Annotated in this window: 23 protein-coding genes; 18 read left to right on the forward strand and 5 right to left on the reverse strand. The window is 57.6% G+C overall.

From position 1 onward, the window contains the following. Positions 1-5 precede the first annotated feature (5 nt). Positions 6-1313 (reverse strand): molybdopterin molybdotransferase MoeA, encoded by a 1308-nt coding sequence (locus HMPREF0183_RS03200; RefSeq protein ID WP_169309655.1) that lies wholly within the window; start codon positions 1311-1313, stop codon positions 6-8. 139 nt (positions 1314-1452) lie between these two features. On the opposite strand from HMPREF0183_RS03200, the gene HMPREF0183_RS03205 reads away from it, so the two are divergent. Next, positions 1453-3369 carry an NHL domain-containing thioredoxin family protein gene (locus tag HMPREF0183_RS03205; protein ID WP_040347813.1) on the forward strand — a complete coding sequence of 639 codons (1917 nt, stop codon included), beginning with the start codon at positions 1453-1455 and terminating at the stop codon, positions 3367-3369. 4 nt (positions 3370-3373) lie between these two features. On the opposite strand, the gene HMPREF0183_RS03210 is transcribed toward HMPREF0183_RS03205, so the two are convergent. After that, the gene (locus HMPREF0183_RS03210; RefSeq protein ID WP_005882761.1) at positions 3374-4327 is read right to left on the reverse strand and encodes a hypothetical protein; all 954 of its coding nucleotides are present in this window, start codon (positions 4325-4327) and stop codon (positions 3374-3376) included. Between the two features lie 85 nt (positions 4328-4412). Here HMPREF0183_RS03210 and HMPREF0183_RS03215 point away from each other — a divergent pair, with 85 nt between their 5' ends. After that, a complete protein-coding gene (locus HMPREF0183_RS03215; protein ID WP_005882762.1) occupies positions 4413-5432 on the forward strand; it encodes an acyl-CoA thioester hydrolase/BAAT C-terminal domain-containing protein in 1020 nt (339 codons plus the stop codon). A 12-nt stretch (positions 5433-5444) separates the two neighbouring features. Here HMPREF0183_RS03215 and HMPREF0183_RS12030 read toward each other — a convergent pair whose 3' ends face one another. Both HMPREF0183_RS12030 and HMPREF0183_RS12755 read right to left on the reverse strand, forming a co-directional pair. Beyond that, on the reverse strand, positions 5445-6479 hold the full coding sequence (locus tag HMPREF0183_RS12030) for a hypothetical protein (protein ID WP_005882763.1): 1035 nt from the start codon (positions 6477-6479) through the stop codon (positions 5445-5447). A 7-nt stretch (positions 6480-6486) separates the two neighbouring features. Beyond that, on the reverse strand, positions 6487-7983 hold the full coding sequence (locus HMPREF0183_RS12755; RefSeq protein WP_156798076.1) for an LPXTG cell wall anchor domain-containing protein: 1497 nt from the start codon (positions 7981-7983) through the stop codon (positions 6487-6489). 174 nt (positions 7984-8157) lie between these two features. On the opposite strand from HMPREF0183_RS12755, the gene dcd reads away from it, so the two are divergent. The 16 genes from dcd (at position 8158) to HMPREF0183_RS03305 (ending at position 22985) form a co-directional block, all read left to right on the forward strand. Continuing rightward, the gene (gene dcd / locus HMPREF0183_RS03230) at positions 8158-8748 is read left to right on the forward strand and encodes a dCTP deaminase (protein ID WP_005882765.1); all 591 of its coding nucleotides are present in this window, start codon (positions 8158-8160) and stop codon (positions 8746-8748) included. Then, positions 8745-9611 (forward strand): hypothetical protein, encoded by an 867-nt coding sequence (locus HMPREF0183_RS12035; protein WP_005882766.1) that lies wholly within the window; start codon positions 8745-8747, stop codon positions 9609-9611. The genes dcd and HMPREF0183_RS12035 overlap by 4 nt, the downstream gene beginning before the upstream one ends. A 112-nt stretch (positions 9612-9723) precedes the next feature. Then, on the forward strand, positions 9724-12744 hold the full coding sequence (locus HMPREF0183_RS03240) for a Na+/H+ antiporter subunit A (RefSeq protein ID WP_005882767.1): 3021 nt from the start codon (positions 9724-9726) through the stop codon (positions 12742-12744). After that, positions 12741-13241, forward strand: coding sequence for a Na(+)/H(+) antiporter subunit C (locus HMPREF0183_RS03245; protein WP_005882768.1), 501 nt, complete (start codon positions 12741-12743; stop codon positions 13239-13241). The genes HMPREF0183_RS03240 and HMPREF0183_RS03245 overlap by 4 nt, the downstream gene beginning before the upstream one ends. Next, a complete protein-coding gene (locus HMPREF0183_RS03250) occupies positions 13238-14815 on the forward strand; it encodes a Na+/H+ antiporter subunit D (RefSeq protein WP_005882769.1) in 1578 nt (525 codons plus the stop codon). Before HMPREF0183_RS03245 ends, HMPREF0183_RS03250 begins: the two co-directional genes overlap by 4 nt. Further along, positions 14815-15414: a Na+/H+ antiporter subunit E gene (locus HMPREF0183_RS03255; protein ID WP_005882770.1), complete on the forward strand. Its 600-nt coding sequence runs from the start codon at positions 14815-14817 to the stop codon at positions 15412-15414. Before HMPREF0183_RS03250 ends, HMPREF0183_RS03255 begins: the two co-directional genes overlap by 1 nt. After that, positions 15411-15812: a monovalent cation/H+ antiporter complex subunit F gene (locus tag HMPREF0183_RS12040; RefSeq protein ID WP_005882771.1), complete on the forward strand. Its 402-nt coding sequence runs from the start codon at positions 15411-15413 to the stop codon at positions 15810-15812. The genes HMPREF0183_RS03255 and HMPREF0183_RS12040 overlap by 4 nt, the downstream gene beginning before the upstream one ends. Next, entirely contained in the window at positions 15809-16210 is a 402-nt protein-coding gene (mnhG, locus tag HMPREF0183_RS03265) for a monovalent cation/H(+) antiporter subunit G (protein ID WP_005882772.1), read from the forward strand. Before HMPREF0183_RS12040 ends, mnhG begins: the two co-directional genes overlap by 4 nt. Before the next feature lie 2 nt (positions 16211-16212). Continuing rightward, positions 16213-16944 carry a response regulator transcription factor gene (locus HMPREF0183_RS03270; protein WP_005882773.1) on the forward strand — a complete coding sequence of 244 codons (732 nt, stop codon included), beginning with the start codon at positions 16213-16215 and terminating at the stop codon, positions 16942-16944. An 8-nt stretch (positions 16945-16952) separates the two neighbouring features. Next, entirely contained in the window at positions 16953-18368 is a 1416-nt protein-coding gene (locus HMPREF0183_RS03275) for a sensor histidine kinase (protein ID WP_005882774.1), read from the forward strand. After that, positions 18365-19042, forward strand: a complete 678-nt coding sequence (locus tag HMPREF0183_RS03280) for a hypothetical protein (RefSeq protein WP_005882775.1) — start codon at positions 18365-18367, stop codon at positions 19040-19042. The genes HMPREF0183_RS03275 and HMPREF0183_RS03280 overlap by 4 nt, the downstream gene beginning before the upstream one ends. Before the next feature lie 12 nt (positions 19043-19054). Beyond that, entirely contained in the window at positions 19055-19444 is a 390-nt protein-coding gene (locus HMPREF0183_RS03285; RefSeq protein ID WP_005882776.1) for a hypothetical protein, read from the forward strand. Positions 19445-19524: 80 nt separating this feature from the next. Then, positions 19525-20091: a hypothetical protein gene (locus HMPREF0183_RS03290; protein ID WP_156798079.1), complete on the forward strand. Its 567-nt coding sequence runs from the start codon at positions 19525-19527 to the stop codon at positions 20089-20091. Positions 20092-20176: 85 nt separating this feature from the next. After that, positions 20177-20809, forward strand: coding sequence for a copper chaperone PCu(A)C (locus HMPREF0183_RS03295; RefSeq protein WP_005882778.1), 633 nt, complete (start codon positions 20177-20179; stop codon positions 20807-20809). Next, a complete protein-coding gene (locus HMPREF0183_RS03300; RefSeq protein WP_005882779.1) occupies positions 20802-22070 on the forward strand; it encodes a Dyp-type peroxidase in 1269 nt (422 codons plus the stop codon). The genes HMPREF0183_RS03295 and HMPREF0183_RS03300 overlap by 8 nt, the downstream gene beginning before the upstream one ends. A gap of 57 nt (positions 22071-22127) precedes the next feature. Then, on the forward strand, positions 22128-22985 hold the full coding sequence (locus HMPREF0183_RS03305) for a type I 3-dehydroquinate dehydratase (RefSeq protein WP_169309656.1): 858 nt from the start codon (positions 22128-22130) through the stop codon (positions 22983-22985). Between the two features lie 11 nt (positions 22986-22996). On the opposite strand, the gene HMPREF0183_RS03310 is transcribed toward HMPREF0183_RS03305, so the two are convergent. Continuing rightward, the gene (locus HMPREF0183_RS03310; protein WP_005882781.1) at positions 22997-23293 is read right to left on the reverse strand and encodes a DUF4235 domain-containing protein; all 297 of its coding nucleotides are present in this window, start codon (positions 23291-23293) and stop codon (positions 22997-22999) included. Positions 23294-23301 lie beyond the last annotated feature (8 nt).

A 23301-nucleotide genomic window follows, 5' to 3' on the forward strand; every position in this document is an offset into this window, starting at 1 on the left:
GTAGCTTAGAGTGCGAGCGCCTCAAACGTGTCGCCGTCTTCGATGACTGTGACATCTTCAGGGATTATCATCAGCAGGGTCGCCTCGACCTGCCGGTGTAGCAGGTGCGAACTGTTACTCCACGCCAACTGTGCACTTCCATCAGCATCAAGGCGCGCGAATCGCATCTGGGTTTTCCCCATGGGACTGCTCAGTGGATCACCGCCCGGAGTTCGCACCGTGACGTTCATACGGTTTCGGGGCCGTGCTCCAAACAGCGAGGTACGCAACAACACCTCAATGCTCACCAGCGTAGACACCGGATTTCCAGGCAACGCAACCCACGGAACCTCTGCCAACTGGCCCACTGCCTGCGGACCGCCCGGCTGCATAGGAAGGCGACAGAACTCCATGCCACTATTTGGGAGCCTGGGAGACTGCGCACCGCCGTACCAGTTCTCGACTCCCTGTTGTACCTCCAGCTCTGAGGCCAATCGAATGACTTCGCGTGCCCCCATGGAAATGCCGCCCATCGACACAACCACATCGGCGCGCCGGGTGTCATCTGCCTGCCACGAACGCACCGCATCCAGGAGCAAGTCTGGATGGTCGGGGGCGTGTAAGGTGCCTACCACGTGGGCTCCCGCTGCTGAAAGTGCCGCCACCGCCGCCGAGGTGTTGGAATCGTAGATCTGCGCCGCACCCGGGCGCAGACCCGGCTGGCACACTTCGTCACCCGTGGACACCACCAGAACCCGCAATGGTTTAAACACGGCAATCTGTGTGAGACCCACGGACGCGAGTGACCCGAGTCGCGCCGGCGTGAGGTGATCACCAACAGCGCACAGCTCTTCGTCATAGTCGATGTCGCTACCCCGGTACCGAACGAACCTACCCGACTCAAAAGTCGCCTGGGGCGTAAACGTCACATGTGTCAGGTCATCGAAACCAGCCACTGTCTCTTCCACCGGAACCACACACAGATCGCATTCGTCATCGTCGAACGCCGCGCCATTCCAGTCGGGAATCTTCGCCCCCGTCATAATGGGCATCGCAAAGCCCGGTGTGAGCGGTACGGGGTTGTGCCCGGCGGCAGCCATGGGAAGGAGAGGAACGGGCTTACCTGCTACCACCTCGGGATCGTTGGGATGCACAACAAACCCGTCCATTTGGGAGTTGTTGAACCGGGGAACCTGCTCAGCGGACTTAACGTGCTGGGCTGCCCGCAACGGCATGGGATGGGTGGCCACCTGAGCAAGATCGCGGTACTCCCAACTACTCATGAGCAGGAGGATGTCGAAAAGTTTTTCGCGATAATCCGCAATCGAGACCATGTCAGTAGAGTACGGCCCGTGTCGCACGCGCGCCAGAGCGTGCCTCGCCGCCCAGTCCGCACGCCGCAGAGCACGCCCCTCCATGTCCATGTGTGACACCCGCACGCACGCTCAACCCAGAGTTTGGAACAATGAGAGCATGAGCAATGCGAACCGCGTAAAACTGCGTGCCCCCGAACTCGTTGGCCGACGCTGGATCAACACCGGCGGAAAAAACCTGAGCCTGGAAGATCTGCGCGGGAAGATCGTCCTCCTCGACTTTTGGACGTTCTGCTGCATCAACTGCCTGCATGTGCTCGACGAACTGCGCCCACTTGAAGAAAAATATGCGGATGTCCTGGTCACGATAGGTGTCCACTCACCCAAGTTTGAGTTTGAACGCGAAATCGAAGCCGTTGACCGGGCGGTCGAACGCTACCAAGTCGAACACATCGTGTTAGACGACCCCAACCTCGAAACCTGGAAAGCCTACACTGCACGCGCCTGGCCCACCCTGGTCGTCATCGACCCAGAAGGCTACATCGTCGCGTCCATGTCAGGGGAGGGGCACACCTCGGGCCTTATCAGCCTCATCGAAGAAGTCGCCGCGGAACACGAAGCCAAAGGCACTCTGCGCCGAGGTGACGCCCCCTATGTGCCGCCCGCACCTCGGGAAGGGGACCTGTTTTACCCCGGCAAGGTTGTGCGCCTGGACGACGGCCGGTTGATCGTCGCCGACTCCGGCCACCACAGCTACGCGCTCTACGACAGCGACGGCGCGAACCTGCTGGGACGGATTGGCTCCGGAGAACGCGGAAACGCCGACGGCGACTTCGCCACCGCCCAGTTCTCAGAACCCGGCGGTGTGGCCCAGCTGCCACCCGAAATCGCGCAACAAGTGGGCTACCACTTAGTCGCAGCCGACACGGTCAACCACACGCTGCGCGGAATCAACCTGGAAACCCAAACCGTGACCACAGTGGCCGGAACCGGCGAACAATACATGGTGGGAGCCAGCGACAACGTTCCTGATCAGCCAGGTTTTTTCGGACGCTACGACGGTCCAGCCACGGCCGTGAAACTCTCCAGCCCGTGGGACGTGGTGTACGCGCCCAAGACGTCCAACGTGGTCATCGCCATGGCAGGTAACCACACCATGTGGACCTTCGACCCGGTAGCCGGAACCGTCGCGCACATCTCCGGGTCTCTCAACGAAGGCCTGCGGGACACCTCGGCGGCGGCAACCCCGTTTGACCTGGACGAATGGTTCGCCCAACCGTCCGGCGTGCGTCTCGCCAGCGACGGTAACGTGTGGGTGGCCGACTCCGAAACCTCGGCACTGCGCAAACTCGACCCATCGACCGGTGCCGTCACGTCATACGTGGGCGTGGGCCTGTTCGACTTTGGATTCCAAGACGGGCCAGCCGAATCCGCGCGCCTGCAACACCCCCTGGGAGCGCTCGAACTTCCAGACGGCACGGTTGCCATCGCCGACACCTACAACGGCGCGATCCGCCGGTTCGACCCCCAAACTAACACCGTGTCGACCCTGGCGCGCGGACTGAAGGAACCATCAGACATCCTGTTGATGCAGGGAGACGACACCACCTCTGGCTACTTGTTGGTCGCAGAATCCGCGGCTCACCAGCTCACGGCCGTGGCCATTCCAGAGGAAGCTCTGGAAGTGAACGAAGGTGCGCAGCAGACCAAGAGGCCGGTCACGGAAATCGGGCCCGGGCCCCTGGACATCACCGTTGCTTTCACTGTTCCTGCAGGTCAGAAGCTCGACGAGCGCTGGGGTGACCCCACGTTCCTGCAAGTGTCCTCCACCCCTGAGAACCTCATCGTAGACGGGGCAGGCGGCAAGGAAGGCACCCAGCGCACAGTCACTCTCAACCCCGAGGTGGCCTCCGGTGTTCTGCACGTCACCGCCCGAGCAGCGGCCTGCGACGGCGAACCGGGCGGTGAGATTCCACTCCACGCCGCGTGCCACCTGTATCAACAGGACTGGGGTATTCCGGTTGCAGTGGTTGCGGACGGGCCAAACGATCTGGCACTGGACCTGCGCGGGGCGTAGGAGTCTACTCCGCTTCCTCCTGCACAACCGTGACGTTGTTACCTTCGATGCGGACCTGGGCGCGCATGCGAGCAGTGACCGTGTCCGTGAAGGTGGATTCAAACGCGGTGACAGCGTCGCGTTGTTTTCCGCTCACAGTGAGTTCCACATTGGCAGGTGCCATTTCAATGCCTGACGCGCCGTTTTCAAGCGTGACGTTCGGGTAGGACTTCACCGACCACTTAACGTCACCCAGAATCTGGTTGGTGGTTTCTTTCCCAAAGCTACAATCGGCCGGCATGAGGGTTTTCTCCTTGACGCACTGGTCAATCTGCTTTTTGAGGATTTCAGAGACCTTTTTGGTGAGCTCCGGGGTGGGTTTGCCCGTTAAGTGAACGGCCGAGGTGGTATCGGGTTCCGTCACATCGACTGTTTGGAGGTCTGAACGCAGGTATGTGCTGTTGAAGCCGACCGTGTAGGTGACGGGGAAAAGAACAGGGGTTTCGCCTGCAGGCACGGAAACGCCGTTGAGTTGCGCGGTGGGCACGCCACCGGTGTCGATCGTGATGACGGGCCACTGGTCTAACTTGATGTACCACTTTTGGACGGTGCCAAAAGTACGCTCGTCACGCTTCACGCGGAAGGTAGTTTCACGGGTGTCAGAGCCTTGGACGTACGAGATTTTTACGTTGTACGCGTCGTCGTTCACCCGGGTTGAGTCCAGCACTTTCGCTTGTCTGGGTACGCTCGCGGCGCCGGAAAGAATGTCGTCAGTGACACCGTTGAGGTTTGTGTTGCTCGGTATATCGAGCATGGATAAGGCTCGGTGGGTGTCGTGGTTTTCAAGGGCCTTGAAATATGTGAGTACGGCTCTGCCGGGTTTGTGAACAGTGAAGTTGAGGACGGGCACTGAGACCAGGGTGAGCACGCACACGATGAGTCCCGTGGAGATGAGGGCGATTGGCCGCTTACGCTTCATGTTCACCCCCTTGGGTAGAGCTTGGGTTCATCAGATAGAGCTTACAAAACAATTGCGTTCACATACGAGAACTTAGAATGAGAGCGTGAAGTTTCTGAAGTGGACAGGACGTATTGCTGGTGGAGTGGCGCTCACCCTCGTGGTGTGCGGTGGCACAGTTTTTGGGTTCCGTTTGTACAACAAGAACAAGTACCCGGTGACCCAGGCGAGCGCTGGCCTGCAGGACAAGGGTGCTTATCCCACGAATGACCGCATTCAACCAATCGAGGGGGAGTACCTCAACGGCTTCCACTTTTCTCCAGAGAAGCGCTCGCATGAAGGCACCGTGGTGGTCTATGGAGGTTCGGAAGGGTCGCCCTCATATGAACAAGCGAAGGCTTTGAGCGAAAAGGGTTTTGAAGTCTTAGCGCTCTACTTTTTTGGGCAAGACAACCAGAAACCGTCGCTTGCCCACGTTCCGCTTGAGCAGTTCGACGAAGTCGTTGAGTACGCGGAAGAGTCAATAGAGAACCCCACCCCCATCACGGCGATTGGAACTTCTAAGGGTGCAGAGTTCACGGCGAACCTGGCTGCTCATGGATATCCGGTGAACAACCTCATCAACTTCACGCCGGCGCATTTCAGTTACCCCGGACTGGACTTCAGTTCTCAAGATGAAAAGCCTTCGTTTACCCACGACGGAAAGCCGGTTCCTTTCGCGTCGTTTAGGAATGGCGACGCAAAAATGGGCATGAAACTCATGTGGGACATGGCCACTGCGTACCCACCTGAGTACCGCCCCACCTACGAAAATGCTGCCGAACACGCCGATGACCAAGCGCAAATCGACCTATCTGGCTTTGACGGCAACGCACTGTTTCTCGCTGGTGATCAAGACAAAATGTGGCAGGGCGACGTAGCTGCCAAAGCATTGGCAGAGCAGTCTCCCTCATTTGAAAGCGTCATCTACCCCGGCGCGGGCCACTTGTTCATGGAAGACATTGAATCCATGGGCAACGGTTGGCAGATCATGTTCGGCGGAACTGTCGAAGGCAATGCAAAGGCCGCCAAAGAGTCGATGGAACTTGTCACCCAGAAGTTGTCGGAGTGGCACGGGGACAAGTAACCCCGCGCGACGTCACTTGACAGCGGTAGGCGCCGCATCCTCAACTGGGTACGCCTCCATGCGTGCCGTATCAACCTGCACAAACACGTGCGACCCCGCCCGCACCCGCGTAGCTTGTTCGCTCACACCGTCACCCAAGGCTGGGTGCAAAACCGGTGAACCGGACGACTGACCTTGACCAGAGAAATCCCACAGATCGGCAGTCATCGCCAGCCCCACCTCGGTGTCCACAGGCGACAGGACCACCTGGACGCGCTCGCCAGCATCACGCACCTGAGTAACGAGCGCCTCGAAAACTGTTTCGTCAGTGAAAACCGGGTCGAACTCGTCAAAAGACATCGCAACAGCGTTGACGGGGATGGTCACAAAAACTTTCCCATCCAACTCGGTACGGGCTCGTACCTGCGAATGCCCAATTGAAAGCCACCCTTTGCGCGCCAACCCAGAAAACACGTTAACCCGCCGGTGCGCGGCCGCGAGGTTCGACCTCGGCGTGGCCAGTTGAGCCTCTATGGGCCCCTGATCAGCCACCTGCTCTTTCTCCACAACAATTGCCCAGCCGCCAATCACAAAAGCGTCGGTGAGTGATGACGTCGACATAATCAGCCCAAGGTCCAAACGTTTGCACGTGTCCAGAATGCGGTTGCGTAGGGACGTGCGAGCGCTCGACGTCAGACCGTGGAGCGGGTCTGTAAGGAGCACGTGGCTGGCGTTCGTCGCCCGCGCATGTGCGAACCCGGCGATCAGCGGGAGAAGGCGGGAGTCGACGTCGCGCACCCTGGCCCGAGGTGTCACACCCCACAGTGTGCACGTCGCGTCGATTGCGCGGTCGAGTTCGTGACTGGCAGACGCGTGCGTTTTGCAGGCGTCGCGGATGACCCGCGTGACCCGGGCCCGAGGTGACCAAGGTTGCGGTGTTATTGCGGGGGTGACATACGGGCGCTCCCCCAGGAGTGCCGAAGCAACATCAGCGTCCTCACTTTGCCCCATGAGAACGATTCGGTTGAGGTCGCTTAGATCCTGGGGGAGCCCTTCAGAAATGGCCACTGTTGAACTAGAAGGTTCCGTCCGTCGAGGCCTTGCGGCGGGTCACAACGACTGCCGCTCCACCTACGACGATCAAACCAACACCCAATGCCAAACCGGTCAGTTCAGTACCGGTGCGTGGCAGGTCATTGCTCGACTCTGGTGCAGTAGCGTTTTCGCCGTGACGTGGCGCGCGCTCTTCTGCTGGGCGGCGCGAGGTGTCAGTCGACTCTTTGCTTTCACCTGAGTCGGTGCTTTCGTCGCTCTCAGTTGTGTTGGCGTCGTCGTTTGATTTCTCGTTAGTGGGAGGAGTGGCCGAGTCTTCGGAGTTGTCTTGCTCTCCCTCTGGCGAATCCCCCTGACCGTCCTGGGAGTTGTCGATTTCGGAGGATTGGCCACCGTCACCTGCTTCGTCATCCTTGGGAGGACGAACCGTGAACGAACCAGTGAGTGGCTTGTCCAGCTCATCGCCAGTCACCTTCACGGTGTACTTACCTGGGTGTACCTTTGAACCTTCACCAGCAGCCACACCTGCAGTGGCAACGCCCTTGTCATCAGCGGTCTTGGTGACTTCGTACGCGGAAGTCTTACCTTCGCTGTGTTCGAACTTGAAGGTGTACTTCGACCCGGCTTTCAAGCCGGTGACGGTTGCGTTGACACCCTTGTTTTTGTCACTGAAATCCTCAGCCGAAATCTCCGACGGTGAGATCGACAGAGAAGCGTCAGAAACTGGTGCCTCTGGTGTCTGGGTCTTTTCCGGTGTCGGTGTTGGTTCCGGTGTTTCCGTTGGTTCCGGTGTTGGAGCCGGTGTTTCCGTTGGTGTCGGTGTTGGTTCCGGTTTCGGAGTCTGGGTTTCTTTTGGTGTTGGAGCCGGTGTTTCCGTTGGTGTCGGAGTTGGTTCCGCGGTCTGGGTCTTTTCCGGTGTCGGAGTTGGTTCCGGTGTTTCCGTTGGTGTCGGAGTTGGTTCCGGTGTTTCCGTTGGTGTCGGAGTTGGTTCCGGTTTCGGAGTCTGAGTTTCTTTCGGTGCCTCTGGTGTTGGTTCAGGTGCCGGCTCTTCACCGTCCGCCGTCACGTTAAACGTCGCAGGGTCAGTGGTTTTTTCTTCCTGCACGGAACGCAAGGCAAGCGAGTACTGCCCAAGCGGCACTTCTGCGCCTTCTTCAACGGTGAAGTAGTACGTTCCGTTAACTTCGCCCTTGTCGTTTACTGACAGCTCTGTGTTTGCGGGGTACTGCTGATCGTTAGGTCCGGTAACAAACACGCGGGCTGTGGTGTTGGGCTTGAAGTTTTCACCCTTAAACGTCACACCCTTATCGGCATTTGTAATGTCAGCGACAGACACCGTGGTGTCAGCGACAGAGACTTTTATCTCAGATGACTGTCTCGACGCTTCTGATGCGTCGTCACTGGTTGGGTCGTGTTGTGGTTCAGGGCTTGTTGAAGTAGCGACAGCGGGTGCGGCAATCATGCCGGTAACCGCGGCTGCAACTGCGGGGGCAAGCACAAGACTCGGTAAAGTCTTCACAGTATTGGCCTTTCGGTTTTTGGAATCGACCGCAAAGCCAGTGCACTACCCACCGAATCCGCGTTGGCTAAGGGGGAAGGCACCGAAAGCGCGGGCGTAGTACACGACTACTTTAAAGCAGACTTGGTTCTGTGTCCAAGTATTTCCTGCATGTTGAAGCAAAACCGGTAATCTATGGGTGTGAGTTTGCTTTCAGATCGCGACATTATTTCCCAGATTGAAGCCGGCCGGATCGCGTTAGATCCGTTCGATCCCGTGTTGGTGCAACCGGCGAGTGTGGACGTGTGCTTAGACAAGTCGTTCCGTCTGTTTGACAACCACAAATACTCGTTCATTGACCCTTCGGTTGAGCAACCGGAACTCACTCGACTCGTCGAAGTTGAAACGGACCAGCCGTTCATTCTGCACCCAGGCGAATTTGTGTTGGCCTCCACCGCCGAGGTCGTAACCCTGCCCACGGACATCGCCGCCCGCTTAGAGGGCAAGTCCTCGCTGGGACGCTTGGGCCTGCTCACACACTCAACAGCCGGGTTTATCGATCCTGGTTTTTCCGGTCACGTGACACTGGAGCTTTCCAACATGGCCACTTTGCCCATCAAACTGTGGCCGGGCATGAAAATCGGGCAGCTGTGTTTCTTTAACTTGAGTTCACCCACTAACAACCCGTACGGCTCCAACCCAGCCACCGCCAACCGGTATCAGGGTCAGCGTGGCCCCACCGCCTCGCGCAGTTTCCAAAACTTCTACCGGAGCCCATCGGTATGACGTACACGTCTGCTCACGTGTTGATCGCAGACGCCCACACGGAACCCACGGACGTCTTTACTCTGATCCGCAATGTGCGCCCTCGCATTGAGGTGAACACAGACGCTGGCCGGGTTCAACTGTCACGTCATTCGCACCTTGAAGGTCCACTCGCCCTCACCGAGCAGGACTGCGTCCAACTTGAGTGCGAACGTGACAGTGTGGTGTTCGCCTTGTGGGGCCCCACCGACCGTGAAGGCACACCTCCTGTAGGTGACGGCCCCCTCGACGCGTTCTTCCCACACGGCCTGCCCATCAAAGAAGAAGAACGCAATATCGAACTCTTGCTGGCACTTGCCCGTCGCCTCCACGGCTCCGTGCGGTTGGCGGGGGACACCTCGGCGGCCAGAACCGTGACCCCCGACCCTGATCAGCACGCCGTCTACACCGTGTTCTCGAGCTACTGGTTAGACCCGGCACTGTGCGCGGACACGGTGCGGCATGTGATACCGGAGGTTCAATCTCACGAACAGTTCACCCTGGATGCCTCCACCATCGCAGCTGACGAACCCATCCTGTTGGACGGGTATTCCGTGACGGCCACCCTGGCGGCGGGCCCGGACTACCCGGCCGAGGTGGTAGTCCTTGTGGAGGACCACTTACCTCCCGCTGTGGACCAGTATGCACAGGCGCCACTGATTTCCTATCTAGTGAGATGGGTCACGCCAGAATCCGTGGGTGATCCAGACGTGGCGCCACGCGTGCGAGCTCAAGTTGTTGACGAACTGGAACGTATTGCAGGTGCGCTTATGCGGGCAACGGCGGGAATCGGCATCGACGCTGACGGCTTCTTGGTCACCGAATCGCAGCTCAGCGGGACGTGAATCTGGGCGTGTTTCGAACCGGAATTCTACGCCTCGTATGCCGAACGAGATGGTCAGCCGTAAAGAAAGTGTGAAAAAATAGGGGTTCGACTAGACGAGAGGAGAGTGACACGTGGGCGCTATCCTTTCTGCGTTCCTTGTAGCCGCGTGTTTTGCTCCCCTTCTTTTCCGTTTTCTAGGACGGAACGCGTTCCTTCTATTGGCCGCAGTGCCACTCACGGGCCTCATTTTTTCCATCATCCAAGCGCCAGCTGTTCTGGCGGGTCGCCCGCCGTGGGAGCTCTACGACTGGCTCCCCGTTTTGGACATGAGCATCATCTTCCGCATGGATACTCTGTCCTGGATTCTGACGCTCATGGTCACTGGTGTGGGGACCTTGGTGTTCCTATATTGCGCCCGCTATTTCAATGAGCGTGATCCTGGTTTGGGTGGGTTCGCAGCCAACCTGACTGCGTTCGCCGGCATGATGTATGGGCTGGTGCTCGCCGATGAGCTTTTAGTTCTGTTCATGTTTTGGGAAGGCACCACAGTGTTTTCCTACTTGCTCATCGGGTTCTCTTCTACCCGTCAGCAGAGTCGCCGTGCCGCATTACAGGCTCTAGTTGTCACCACATTCGGTGGGCTCATCATGTTGGTGGGAATGCTGATACTCAGCCACGAGTACGGCACGGGGCGCATTTCAGATATCACCACTCGCGGTTATCTCGAGGGCAATGTGGTTGTTGCCATTGCCATGTTCTTGATCCTCATTGGCGCAATTTCTAAGTCAGCGCTCGTTCCGTTCCATTTCTGGCTTCCAGGTGCCATGGCCGCGCCCACACCTGTCAGTGCGTACTTGCACGCGGCTGCCATGGTGAAAGCCGGAATCTTTCTCATCCTTCGCTTTGCTCCAAGCTTTTACACCATGCCGGGCTGGGTGCCGGTGCTTGTGACAGTCGGTATCGGAACCATGCTGATTGGTGCATGGCAGGCGCTTAGGGAGTTTGACCTCAAGCTGGTCTTGGCGTACGGGACCGTGTCTCAGCTCGGATTCCTGACGGCAGTTTCCGCTTTCGGCACCAGAGGTGTAACTGTCGCTGCTCTCGCGATGCTGGTGTCGCACGCACTCTTTAAATCCACCTTGTTTCTCACTGTCGGAATCATTGACCACGCAGTGGGTACGCGTGACTTGAGAAAACTGTCCGGTTACGGCAAACGTGACCCGTGGCTCGCAGGCGTTGGAATATTGGCCGCGGCATCGATGGCGGGGGTGCCACCCCTGTACGGATTCGTTGCGAAAGAAGCGGTTATCGAAACCATTTTGGCCACCCAATCGAAAGCTGGATATATCGCTCTGGCAGGTATTTTCTTGGGCTCAGTGATGACCGTGGGATATGCGTGGAGGTTTGTCTATGGCGCATTTGCCACTAAGGAAAATGTCGAGCCCGTTTCTGGTCACTCGACCAGTAACCTCCTGATGGTTTCGCCGGCTATCCTCACTGTTTCGCTTACGATTCTGGGCCCCTTGAGCTTTATTCTTAACGGTCCCTTTGAGGCGTACACTCAAGACCTCTCCGGCCACGCTTATAGCCTGGCACTGTGGCACGGTTTCACGCCGGCGCTCGCGATATCAGGTGCCATTTTCGCGGTAGGTGCTGTTCTGATCTATGCGGGCCCGTATGTTTCACAGTTCCAAAGTCATATGCCCACGATCATCGACTTTCCGCGTGCGTATAGCCGAATCATGCAGGGGCTTGTGGCAACAGCGGCTTATGTCACTTCGCGCACACAACGCGGGTCAATGCCGTTCTACCAGTCAGTGATTTACGGAGTCGCTATCGGTGGGATGGGCGTCACGCTCCTTGCAAACAATTCGTGGGGAGTGCTGCCAGAGTTCGCACAATCGTGGGGGCAGGTAGCAGTAGCAGCCATCACCGTTCCTGCCGCGCTCGCCGCAACCGTTGCAAAAAAACGGTTCCAAGCCGTAGTGATCGTTGGGGTCACTGGTTACGGCATGGTTGCATTCTTTGCGATGCAGGGTGCACCAGATCTCGCGTTGACACAAGCGCTGGTCGAAACCATCACGATTGTCGTGTTCATCTTGGTGCTTCGCCGCTTGCCAGTCGACATGGCAGGTGACCCGTCAAAGAATTTCTCGCCACCGATACGTGCGATCATCGGCGCCTCATTTGGTCTGTTGATGATGGTGGGCGTGGTCGTTGCCATGGGCAACCGCATTCACACGCCGGTCTCCGATGTGTGGGGTGAACTCGCATACAACGTGGGCCACGGGAAGAACATCGTCAACGTTGCGCTGGTAGATATTCGAGCGTGGGACACCATGGGTGAGCTTTCCGTTGTCGTTGTCGCCGCTACGGGAATTGCAAGCCTCATCTTTGTGCAATCGCGTGAGCAAAAGCTTCAGCGAGTAAAACTCCCAAGTCATGTCACGTCGGGGCTGGGTCGCTTCACTGTTCCGGTCACAGATGAACTCACGCTTAAGACCGCAGATGAAAAAGCTGATGAAACGTCCAGCGAGCAAGAATCCAAACGCAACGCGTGGCTCATGGCGGGACGAACACTCGACCCGCGCCACCGGTCCATCATGTTGGAAGTTCTTGTTCGCTTGGTGTTTCATGCCATGCTGGTTCTTAGCGTGTACCTGCTATTCGCCGGCCACAACGCCCCAGGAGGGGGTTTCGCAGCAGGGTTGGTAGCTGGGTTGGCGCTGACAGTACGGTACTTAGCAGGTGGGCGTTTTGAACTTGCTGAAGCTGCAGTTTTTGACGCCGGACGTTTGCTGGGCTTGGGGCTTGCTGTGGTCATTGTTACGGCGCTCGGAGGACTCTTGTGGGGTGACGCAGTGCTGCAGTCGGAGTACTGGTCAACTACACTCCCAATTTTGGGCGACCTGTCCTTCGGAACCTCGACTCTGTTCGACATCGGTGTCTATTTCGTGGTCATGGGGCTCATGCTCGACATTTTGCGCTCCTTGGGTGCTGAAGTTGACCGACACCAAGAAGCCGATGAGCAGCGTTTGGCTGAAGTCTTGGCCGAAGGCGATGAACAAGCGGATAAGCGAAAACTTTCTGCGATCATGGGCCGAATCGACAGTCTGCGTAGTCGCACTGGTAAAAGAGGTGACGGCTTGTGAGCACCTCATTGATTCTGCTCATCACGATGGGCGTCCTCATGGCGTGTGGCGTGTACCTCATGTTGGACCGTTCGCTCACCCGTGTGCTCATAGGGTTCCTACTCTTAGGAAACGGGGTCAACCTGCTCATCATGCTGACCGCAGGGCCACCGGGGAACCCACCCATCACCGACGGCGTTAACCTGTCGACATCCGGTATGAGTGACCCGCTTCCACACGCGCTTATCCTTACTGCGATCGTTATTACGTTCGGAATTTCTGCCTTTATGCTCGCGCTCATCTACCGGTCCTGGCGTCTGGTTCGTGCGGAAACAATTGACGACCAAGGCGAAGACTTGGCAGAGGCTCAAGAACAGAGTCTCCGCCTGGCAGAAGAAGCTCAGACCAGCGAAAGCCAAGACGATACCGAATTCGGTGACGAAGCTGACCACCCGGTTCCCGGTGCTGTTGATTTGGACGATGACGGAACACCGGAAGAGAGAGGCGACAGTACATGACAGCTTTAGTGCCTCTTCCGGTTGTTCTTCCACTTTTGGGCGCTGGACTTACGCTCCTTTTGCTGGGCAAAACGCGAATCCAGAACTTTGTGACGGTCTTAACGATCGTCATCACCTTGTGTTTCGAAGTCGCCATGGTGTTCTATGTCGACGCTCACGGCACTCAAGTGGTTGCGGTCGGCGGGTGGGGAATCCCCTTCGGTATCTCGCTCGTCGTGGACCGGCTCAGCGCCGTCATGGTGGTGGTGTCCTCAATCGTGACACTGTGCGTTTTGGTGTACGCCATCAGCCAGGAAATGGCTGATACCAACAGGGAATCACCCGTAAGCGTCTTTAACCCGGCATATCTGATCCTGTGTGCGGGTGTCTCCAACGCTTTCATGGCTGGGGACTTGTTCAACTTCTACGTGGGCTTTGAAATGCTCCTGGCCGCGTCTTATGTGCTACTCACCTTAGGCGCAACCCCTGGTCGTATTCGAGCAGGAGCCACCTACATTGTGGTCTCGCTTTTGAGTTCGATCGTGTTCCTTGCTGCGATCGGTTTGATCTACGGCGCAACGGGAACAGTCAACATGGCGCAGCTTTCTCAGCGCATTGCTGAGCTTCCATCAGACGTGCAGCTGTTCCTCCACGTCACTTTGCTCATTGGGTTTGGGATCAAAGCAGCGGTGTTTCCGTTGTCGTTCTGGCTCCCTGACTCATACCCCACAGCGCCAGCTCCTGTCACCGCCGTTTTTGCTGGATTGCTCACAAAGGTGGGAATTTACGCGATCATCCGAACAGAAACACTGCTGTTCCACGAATCCTCAATGCAGGTGCCGCTCTTAGTCGTTTCGGCACTGACGCTGATTGTGGGAATTCTGGGTGCCGTAGCGCAAACAGAAATGAAACGGATGTTGTCGTTTACCCTCATTTCCCACATTGGATACCTCCTCTTTGGGGTTGCAATGGGAACGGTCGATTCGCTTTCAGCCACGGTCTACTACACGGTTCACCACATTATTGTGCAGACTGCGCTTTTCCTGGCTGTGGGCTTGGTGGAACAGCGTGTAGGTACTACATCAACACGTAAACTTGGCGGACTTGCACGGCTGGCACCGTTCATGGCACTTTTGTTCTTCATTCCAGCGCTCAACCTGGGTGGCATTCCACCTTTCTCGGGATTCTTGGGCAAGATCGGGCTTTTTACTCCGGCGATCGCTGGTGGCAACTGGTTGGAAATTACAGTGGTCATTGCGGGAACCCTGACCTCACTTCTCACGCTGTACGTAGTGACACGTACCTGGAGCCTGGCATTTTGGAACGACCCCGCCGATGTCGAATCACCGACCCCCGAACTCGTCACCGAATTCCAGCGGGCCACCTCGGCCATTCAAAAGAACGAACGACGACCTCGGGGTCCGCGCCTTCCCGCGATGATGGTGGGCGCCACGGCCGCCATTGTCACTGTTTCATGCCTGCTCACCCTGGCAGCCGGTCCCTTGTGGGACTTTTCGCAACGAGCCGGTGAAAACATGCGTGACCCTGACAACTACGTATCCACCTCCCTCACAACTCATGTAGAGGAGCGGTAGTGAGCAAAGCACGCGAATTAATCAGGCAATTTCTTCTTGTAGTTCTCCTGGTAGCAGTGTGGATTTTTCTCTGGGACACAGTCACTATTACCCACGTAGTTACGGGTGTGATCGTGGCGATTCTGACGACAAGGTTGTTCTACCTACCACCAGTCGAATTGCCCGCACGGTTCAACGTGTTCCACTTTCTGTACCTGCTGGGCTGGTTCATAGTGTCAATGATCCACGGGTCCTTGCATGTCGCTTGGGTGGCAGTTCGGCCCAAGCCGGTCAACCCCGGAAGTGTCATTGCCGTGGAACTCCACACCCGTTCGGATCTGCTGACAACACTCGTAGGGCAGATTTCAGGGCTCATCCCAGGAACATTTGTGACAGAAATTGATCGCGCACACTCCGTTCTGTACTTACACGTGCTCAACTGCAATACCCCTGAAACAATCGAAGCTAACCTTCAACAGACCCGAAAAATTGAAATCCTGCTCATCAAAGCCATGGGATCACCGCACGACATTGAAGTGATGAACGACTATTTGGTGAGCGAAGGCAAAGAGCCGATCCTTAAGAGCTGGTCGCTATCAAATCGGAGGAGGCGGTCATGATTGATTCGCAAGTAGCCACATACTTTGGGCCCGTGATAGGAATCCTCTTTGCTGTAGCGGCCGTCACTGCAGTTATAAAGATCATCCGCGGACCCGCCATTCTGGACCGAGTGGTGGGAACAGACGTTCTGCTAGCCACAATCATGTGCGGGTTAGGAGCGTACATTGCGTTCTCAGGTCGCCATGACCTCCTGGTTGTACTGCTAGTGTTCTCACTCTTTGGGTTTGTGGGATCCGTTTCAGTTTCACGTTATGTGAGCCGCACCCCTACTTCAGAACTTACCGACTTTGCTGGCGGAATGGCTCACGACGCTGTTGACGCTGACGAATTTGACCACAGTGAGTCGCCCCACCACGCGTCTGCCCGCGGAGCCGACGGAAAGCAGGTGCGCCTGTGATCCTCGACATTGTTTCGTGCGTGCTCCTGATGTTCAGCGCGCTTTTGAGCATTTTTGCCGCACTGGGCCTTTTGCGGTTTCCTGACTTTCTATCTCGTTTGCACGCAGGCTCCAAGCCACAGGTTTTGGGGTTGGTTCTGGCCATGATCGCTATAGCTATTCAGGCCCCCAAGTTTGGAGTTGTTACCACTTTATTACTTATTGTTCTGTTCCAAATGGCGACAACTCAGGTTGGTACACATATGGTGGGAAGAGCAGGGTACAGGACGAAACACCTGCGGCGTTCCATGCTGTACCAAGACCAGTTGGCCGAGGCTGTTGCAAAAGCAGACGCTCGTGACATTGCTCAACGGTCGCCTAAATCGCGTGACCGTGGAACGGAAGAAGCAGAGGGATAGCGATGAGTGAAGAAGATACTCGCCCACTCGTTTTAGTGGCCGACGACGAACCTGATGTTCTGGGGGCTGTCGTTCCCTTTTTGAATCGTTCTGGTTTCCGCGTCATCAGCGCCAGCGATGGAAAGCTCGCCCTTGATGAGATTCGCCGGCACAACCCGGACGCCTGTGTTCTTGACGTACTGATGCCCGGAGCTGACGGTCGCGAAGTCCTACGTACCTTGCGCCGGGAAGAAAACTGGGTGCCTGTGGTTCTCTTAACCCAGGTGGGAGAGGCTGTCGAACGCGCCATGGCCCTGGAAGAAGGGGCCGATGACTACATCAACAAGCCGTTTGATCCGCATGAACTTGTAGCCCGTGTACGTGCGGTTCTGCGTCGCACTCGTGCAGGTGAGCCTCCGCTTGCCACAGCCAGCATTTTGACTTCCACGTTTGGTCTCAAAATTGACCGGGTCGGCCGTCGCGCGTGGCTACGTGACCGTGAACTTGTCATCACGCCCAAAGGTTTTACGTTGCTGGAATACCTCATGGTTCACAAAGACGAACTCATTGAACGATCTCGCTTGCTAGAAGTCTTGTGGGGATTCGACGACGCTGTGGGAACGCGCGCAGTCGATTCTCGGGTGGCGGAACTCCGCCGCGTCTTAGGTGAAGATGCGACCGAACCTCGCTGGATTGCCACTGTTCAGGGTCGTGGATACAAGTTTGTCGCTGACGTCACTGGGTCACACGAGTAGGGCTGAGCATGGGACATTTTCTCGTTTTCGAAATCCAGATTTGGCTGTTTCTGCTCCTACTGTTTTTGGGGCTGATCGCACTTGCCGCGGTTGTGTTCTTTGCGTGGCGCTGGTGGAAGAAGAGGGAAGAAACCATTCGGGCTCAGGCGTACGAAGCCGCTGAGGTCGAGGCGGTTGCCAACCGCAACCGCATGCTCATCCGCTTGGACCACGAACTTAAGAATCCGCTCACAGCACTTCGCACCTCGGCGGCTAACGTCCGCTCTTTAGTTCAGGACGAACCGTTGGACCGGGACGCCACCCTGGAGTCCGTGAAACAGCTCGACGTTTCCTCCCGGCGGGTTGCGCGTTTGCTTGCTGACCTGCGCAAACTCGCTGACGTGGAGTCACGTCACATCGACTTCCAGCGCATCGACATGGACCGTCTGGTGCATCAGGCCGTGGAAGACGCGCGGACCGCACCAGGCGCGGAAGACCGCATGATTGTGGTGACCGTGGCGCGTGCACCGTGGAAGCTTCCCGAGGTGGCAGGTGAGGAAGACCTGTTGCTTTCGGCAATTCTGAATTTGCTTGCGAACGCAATCAAATACTCGTCTGACGCGGATGTCGTTGAGTTGCGTGCCAATGAGCAGGTCATTGATAATCACCGTTGGGTGGTCATTGAGGTCGCCGACACCGGGGCAGGTATTCCGGTAGACGAACAAGCTGGTGTGTGGGAAGAACTGTCACGTGGTAAGCACGTGCGGTCGGTTCCCGGTTCTGGAATGGGCTTGGCTCTTGTTCGCTCGATTATTCAGCGGCACGGCGGGTCTGTTGAACTGTACAGCCAAGAAGGTGTTGGGACGTCGGTGCGCGTGATCCTGCCGGTTCTGGCACCCGACCAGTCCACGCACGGCGTGGCACAAGCTGTTGCAGGGTCACGGAACGTGCGAGCAGCGAAAAAAGCTGGTGAAGTTTTGGGTACGCCACGGCGTACATCAAAGCGTCGTCTTCAGATGATTGACGGTCAGCTCACCGACACTAATACGGGCGAGACCTTTGGAACTCCCAACGATCCGCACCCGGTGATTCCCGACTCGCAGGAGCCTGGGGCTCAGGGCGGGTTTGGTCCGCAGGGCGGCGCAGGTGTTCGTGGGCCTCACCCTGGGCCGCAACCGGGTGTCCCTGACGCGCAACCTGGCCAGCACCTCGGCCCACACCCTGCCGCGCAACCGGGAGCACACCCGGGAGCGCCTGAACAGTACGGTTCACAGGGCCAACAGGAGTGGACACAGCCCAGCCAACACGAATTTGGGCACCGTCCGAACCCCGCCCAGGGGCCAGCTCATGTTGAGCGGGAGTACAGCAACAGAACCGATCCGCACTTTGCCCCGCCCATGCCGTCGAAGCCGCCGCAACAACGTCCGAACGAGGAACAGCAGTGAGAAAGCGAATCGTAACTTCTGCCTTAGCGCTCACATGCGCGACCCTGCTTGTGGGGTGCGGAAGCGTTGGCGTGCGAGTCGCCGAGGAAAGCGGTGGGCCCCTCAAAGTGGGTGTATCTGAGCAGAAGGGTGCCGCGCCAGGCCCAGAACCTACTGAAGACCCTGTTCCTGAGGGTTTTAAAAAAGTCACCCTCCCAGGTGAGTGCCCGTTCGAAACGACCATGGTGATACCTAACGAGTACAAAATGAACGGCCCAATAGGGGGTATGACCATTTTTTCCGATGGTTCCGCCAGCCGCGATAAGAGTGTCGTAGTGACATGCAGGAATACGTTTTACAAGTCGCTTACTGAAGCACGCGACAAGTATCTGGACTACGCGTTAAGTGAGCCGGACTCGGACATGCTCTTGCAAAATAGGTACGAAATCGGCGAGGCAGCTGCCGGGGTTTTTCAAGCGAAACTCGCGCAGGGCGAAGCCTACGCGCCTAACAAAGACATGCAGATGGTGGCCACAGTATATGCTGGCTACGCTGACGGCGCGGCGTGGGAGCTCAGAATACACGCAACTAGCCCGTGGGGTGATGAACCGGTCGCTAAAAAGCAGCAGACCATCCTTGACCACATCACGGTTGATGGGCAGAAGCTCAAGACGCTTAAGTGGGAAGATATGTGACATGCTGTGAGCATGGACGCTCTCATGCTCATAAATGTCACGGACTCTCAGTCCCAAGTACTCAGCAAGGCGATTGTCGCTGGTGGCATCGTTGTTGAAGCCTTTACAGGGGACCGTGAACCTCGCAGTGTGACTGATGAGGACTTTGACACTCTTGTGGTGCACAGCGATGTCCCCGATGTTTTTGACGGGGTAGACGACCTTGCGCCTGGCCTAGAGTCTATGGGTGTAGACCGTGTGATTTTCGTGGGCGATAGTGCGGATGAGGCTATCGACCAAACTGCAACCGCAGCGATCGTTCTTGGCTTTGACGCCGTGATTGTGACCGAATCCAGTGAGCACGTACAGCAAGCGGTTGAGTCGGGTGCACAGGTGAGCACCGACGTGTGGTTGCGCATGTAGAGCCGCATGTAGAAGCGTTGTGTACGAGGTAGGTAACCCGGTGCCCTGCTCGTAGTGCGACATCAAGTAGAATTCGCAGTGTGAATCAGACCCGAATTGCACGCGCTATGGTCGCAGCTGCTGTTGCGACGATCGTGGCGTGGGCGTTTCACTCTTCGAGTGGAGGGTCTTCCAGCGCTCTGTCCTTGGCGGTGACGTTTGTCGTCACTCTGTGGTTGAGTGTCCTACTAGCCGGGCGTGCGTGGGGGACTGTGGCCCTCACTTGCATTGTGGGTGTCGCTCAGTTTGCGATGCACTGGCTCATGAGCTTTATTCCCACTCATTCATCTGGAACCGGCGCCATTATTGAGAGCAGTCACCTCTTTCACGACCACGCTGTGACCGCGAGCCACCATTTAGGTGGCGGTAGTGCCATGTTGGTCGCGCACATTTTCGCAACAGTAGTGACGGTTGCGATTGTCCGTTGGGGTGAAAAGCTCCTCGTGGCTTTGGCCGCCGAGGTGGCAGGTACCGCGCTCTCATATGTTTCGTGGGCGCGACCGGTAGTGACAGTAGCCGGTGCAACTGTTGCCACTGAGGTGGCAGTGTTGCGTGCGCAGGCCAGTGCGTATGAGCTTCAACCTCGGGCTCCACCCGTCTCCGTTTAAACCTCACATCACTGACGCGGATCAGTTCATCCGCATTTTCATGCACGGATAAAGAATCTGTGCTTCTTAAACACACGGAGACATCATGAACCTCAAAAAATTTTCCCTCATTCCTGCTGCCGTAGTCGCGGGAGCGGCTCTCGCCTTGACCGGTTGTGGTTCCTCACAGCCCACAGACAACGCTTCAGCTGGCGCTCAAGAAGAAGCGAATGCTTCACCGGTTGAAACAAAAGATATGTGGATCAAAGCCGCAAAAGACGGCATGACTGGCGCGTTCGGAACGGTGACAAACACCTCGGACGAGGACCTCACTATCACCGGCGGAAAGTCTGACCACGCGGACATTGTAGAAATGCACGAAACGGTGTCCGACGGGGCCGGCGGCATGCAGATGAAGCGCAAGGAAGACGGTTTCACCATCAAGCCAGGTGAGTCCAAGACGTTTGAGCCCGGTGGCGATCACATCATGCTCATGAAGATGACCAAGGCGATTGAACCTGGTGAGAAGATCACGATCACGGTGTCGTCTTCACAAGGTGACATTCCGCTCGAGTTCACCGCGAAGGAATTCACTGGGGCTCAAGAAGAATATGCTCCTGGGGATCACGAGGGCCATGGTGATCACGCGGACCACGGTGGTCACGAGGGCCACAGTGATCACAGTGGTCACAGCGAGCATGAAGGCCACGGGGAAGGCGACGACAAGCACAATGGCTAATCAGCCCACACCAAACCGTCGCACCCTCATGGGTGCGACGGTCGTGGGTGCCGTGGGGGTTGCCGGAGCAGTAGGTTTTGGCACTGGACGCTCAACGGCGAAGGCAGAACCACAGCGCCCACGCCCAGATACCACCGGTTTAAACGGTGAGGAAACGGTCCCGTTTTACGGTGAACACCAAGCGGGAGTTGAAACGCCTCCGCAAGCGCATGGCATGTTCATTTCGCTTAAACTTCGCGACGATGTGAAGCGTGAGGGCGTGCGCCGACTGCTCACTCTGCTGTCCGATGACGCGGCAGCGCTCACGCAGGGAAAACCACCGCTGGCTGATACCGAACCTGAAATGACCGCAAGGCCGGCGCGACTGACCGTCACGTTTGGGTTTGGGCGCGGCTTGGTTGAACGCGTGCGTTCCGCGCCCGACTGGCTCAAACCCTTACCCCGTTTTGACTTTGACCGGTTCCAACCGGGGCGTACGGACGGTGACTTGCTCTTACAAGTGTGTAGCGACGACCCAAGCACCGTGGCCCACGCGGTACGCATGCTCATGAAGGACGCTCGCGCATTTACTGATGTTGCGTGGACGCGCGAAGGCTTCCGCCGTGCCTATGGTTCGGACCCGCAAGGCACGACGGTGCGCAACCCATTTGGGCAAGTCGACGGAACCGCGAATCCCGGTCCCGGATCAGAAGACTTTGCCCGCCTAGTATGGGGGACAACCACGGGGGCGACCCCAGCCGTGTTTTCCCCCCGGGGGGAACCACCTCGGGACCTTGCAGATCATTACCCCGAATGGTTGCGAGGCGGAACTACACTGGTCATCCGCGATATCGAGATGAACATGGCCACGTGGGACCAGGCGGACCGCCCGGCGCGCGAGTTTTCGGTGGGCCGAGACATGGCGACTGGCGCACCGCTGACCGGAACGAATGAGCACGATATCCCAGACCTGGAAGCAAAGAACGAGCTGGGCCTTACGGTCATTTCGCCCGTGAGCCACGTGGCGCGGTCGCGCAACACAAAGGACCCGGCGGAACAGATCTACCGGCGCGTCTACTCGTACCAAGAAGGACTGGGGGCTACGGGGCTGATTTTTGCGTCATACCAGGCAAACATTGACCGCCAGTTCCTGCCCATTCAGGAACGGTTGGCACAAGCAGATCTGCTCAACGAGTGGACCTCGCCAGTGGGTTCTACAGTGTGGGCGATCCCACCAGGGGCCAGCGAAGGTGGATTCGTGGGTGAGACGCTGTTCATGTAGCTCGGCTGTGTTGCGATTGTGCGCCCGCGTCCGTGGAGTGCCACGTAGGCTATGGGTATGAAACCGTTGCCGTTCTGTTCGCGTATGCCCGCAATCATCTCGTCTGTCACTTGCACGAGTGTCAACGACATTCATGGTGTGGGCGACGAGTGGCTTACCCCCGGGCCTACCAGCCCTGATGTTGTGGAATGGCGTGTTGATCCCCTCGTGAGCGCGCTGACAACAGGGAGCGCGGCTGGCGGGGGAGCGGCAAGTGGGGGATTGACACGTAGGGACAGCGACCTCGGTGGGGGCGACCTCGGTGGGAAAATCGCCGAGGTGGCCACGGCCCTGTGCGAACGTGCCCAACTGCCGCTGATCTTCACTGTGCGGTCGGAAGCGGAAGGTGGGCAGTGCGCGGAAGCGGCATACACCTCGGCGGTGGAGGCACTTACTCAGTGCGCGGAAACCAGTGGGGCCGCGGTAGCTAGCGCAGGAACCGACGGGGCAACCGACGTTGAGATCGCGTTGGACGTGGAGGTGGCCCGCCCCGATTCGCGCTCGTTGATTGAGAAGGCCCGTGCCCAGGGAACGCATGTGATTGCGTCATTTCACGACTTTTCGGCCACCCCACATGATCTGCTGGAACGCATGCGCACCATGGAACGGGCCGGGGCGAGTGTCGCGAAAATCGCAGTGACACCCGCCAGCATGGACGATGTGATCAGAGTCCTGGACGTGACGAATCGGGCCCAGGACGCACTGAACATCCCCGTGATTGCGATTGCGATGGGACGCATGGGGGCCGTCACTCGGCTCATGGGTAGCGAATTTGGGTCCTGCGCAACGTTTGCAACAGGACCGCAAGGGGCCTCAGCTCCCGGGCAGTATTCAGTAGCTCAGGTGAGGCAACTTGCTCAGGTGCTGAAGGCGTAAGACTAGACGGCTTAAGCTTCTTCTTCGTTCTTCTTGCGCAGCTTCTTTGGCAGTGCGCTTTCGCCAAAGTTGTTACGCACCGTCTGGACTGCGTAACGCTGTACGACCAACTGAGCCACGGCTACGCCAACACCGGAAACGATGGTCCAAGCGAGTGCTTCGGCCAGTGTCGAGTCGTCGTCAGTGTCCTGGTTAGGAGTAGGGCGGTCCATGGTCTTTTCCCACACGACCTGGAGCGCTTTACGTGCAGCCAGAGCGGCCAGCGCGCCTCCACCAACACCAAGCAACTGATACGCGAGTTTACCCATGAGAGACC

Origin of the sequence: Brevibacterium mcbrellneri ATCC 49030, from assembly GCF_000178455.1 — a bacterium.
GTDB classification, from domain to species: domain Bacteria; phylum Actinomycetota; class Actinomycetes; order Actinomycetales; family Brevibacteriaceae; genus Brevibacterium; species Brevibacterium mcbrellneri.

Coding starts and splice junctions, on each gene's coding strand:
- HMPREF0183_RS03200 (WP_169309655.1), bottom strand. CDS start 1,313: ATGGTCTCGATTGCGGATTATCGCGAAAAACTTTTCGACATCCTCCTG.
- HMPREF0183_RS03205 (WP_040347813.1), top strand. CDS start 1,453: ATGAGCAATGCGAACCGCGTAAAACTGCGTGCCCCCGAACTCGTTGGC.
- HMPREF0183_RS03210 (WP_005882761.1), bottom strand. CDS start 4,327: ATGAAGCGTAAGCGGCCAATCGCCCTCATCTCCACGGGACTCATCGTG.
- dcd (WP_005882765.1), top strand. CDS start 8,158: ATGGGTGTGAGTTTGCTTTCAGATCGCGACATTATTTCCCAGATTGAA.
- HMPREF0183_RS12035 (WP_005882766.1), top strand. CDS start 8,745: ATGACGTACACGTCTGCTCACGTGTTGATCGCAGACGCCCACACGGAA.
- HMPREF0183_RS03250 (WP_005882769.1), top strand. CDS start 13,238: ATGACAGCTTTAGTGCCTCTTCCGGTTGTTCTTCCACTTTTGGGCGCT.
- HMPREF0183_RS12040 (WP_005882771.1), top strand. CDS start 15,411: ATGATTGATTCGCAAGTAGCCACATACTTTGGGCCCGTGATAGGAATC.
- HMPREF0183_RS03270 (WP_005882773.1), top strand. CDS start 16,213: ATGAGTGAAGAAGATACTCGCCCACTCGTTTTAGTGGCCGACGACGAA.
- HMPREF0183_RS03275 (WP_005882774.1), top strand. CDS start 16,953: ATGGGACATTTTCTCGTTTTCGAAATCCAGATTTGGCTGTTTCTGCTC.
- HMPREF0183_RS03285 (WP_005882776.1), top strand. CDS start 19,055: ATGGACGCTCTCATGCTCATAAATGTCACGGACTCTCAGTCCCAAGTA.
- HMPREF0183_RS03295 (WP_005882778.1), top strand. CDS start 20,177: ATGAACCTCAAAAAATTTTCCCTCATTCCTGCTGCCGTAGTCGCGGGA.
- HMPREF0183_RS03300 (WP_005882779.1), top strand. CDS start 20,802: ATGGCTAATCAGCCCACACCAAACCGTCGCACCCTCATGGGTGCGACG.
- HMPREF0183_RS03305 (WP_169309656.1), top strand. CDS start 22,128: ATGAAACCGTTGCCGTTCTGTTCGCGTATGCCCGCAATCATCTCGTCT.
- HMPREF0183_RS03310 (WP_005882781.1), bottom strand. CDS start 23,293: ATGGGTAAACTCGCGTATCAGTTGCTTGGTGTTGGTGGAGGCGCGCTG.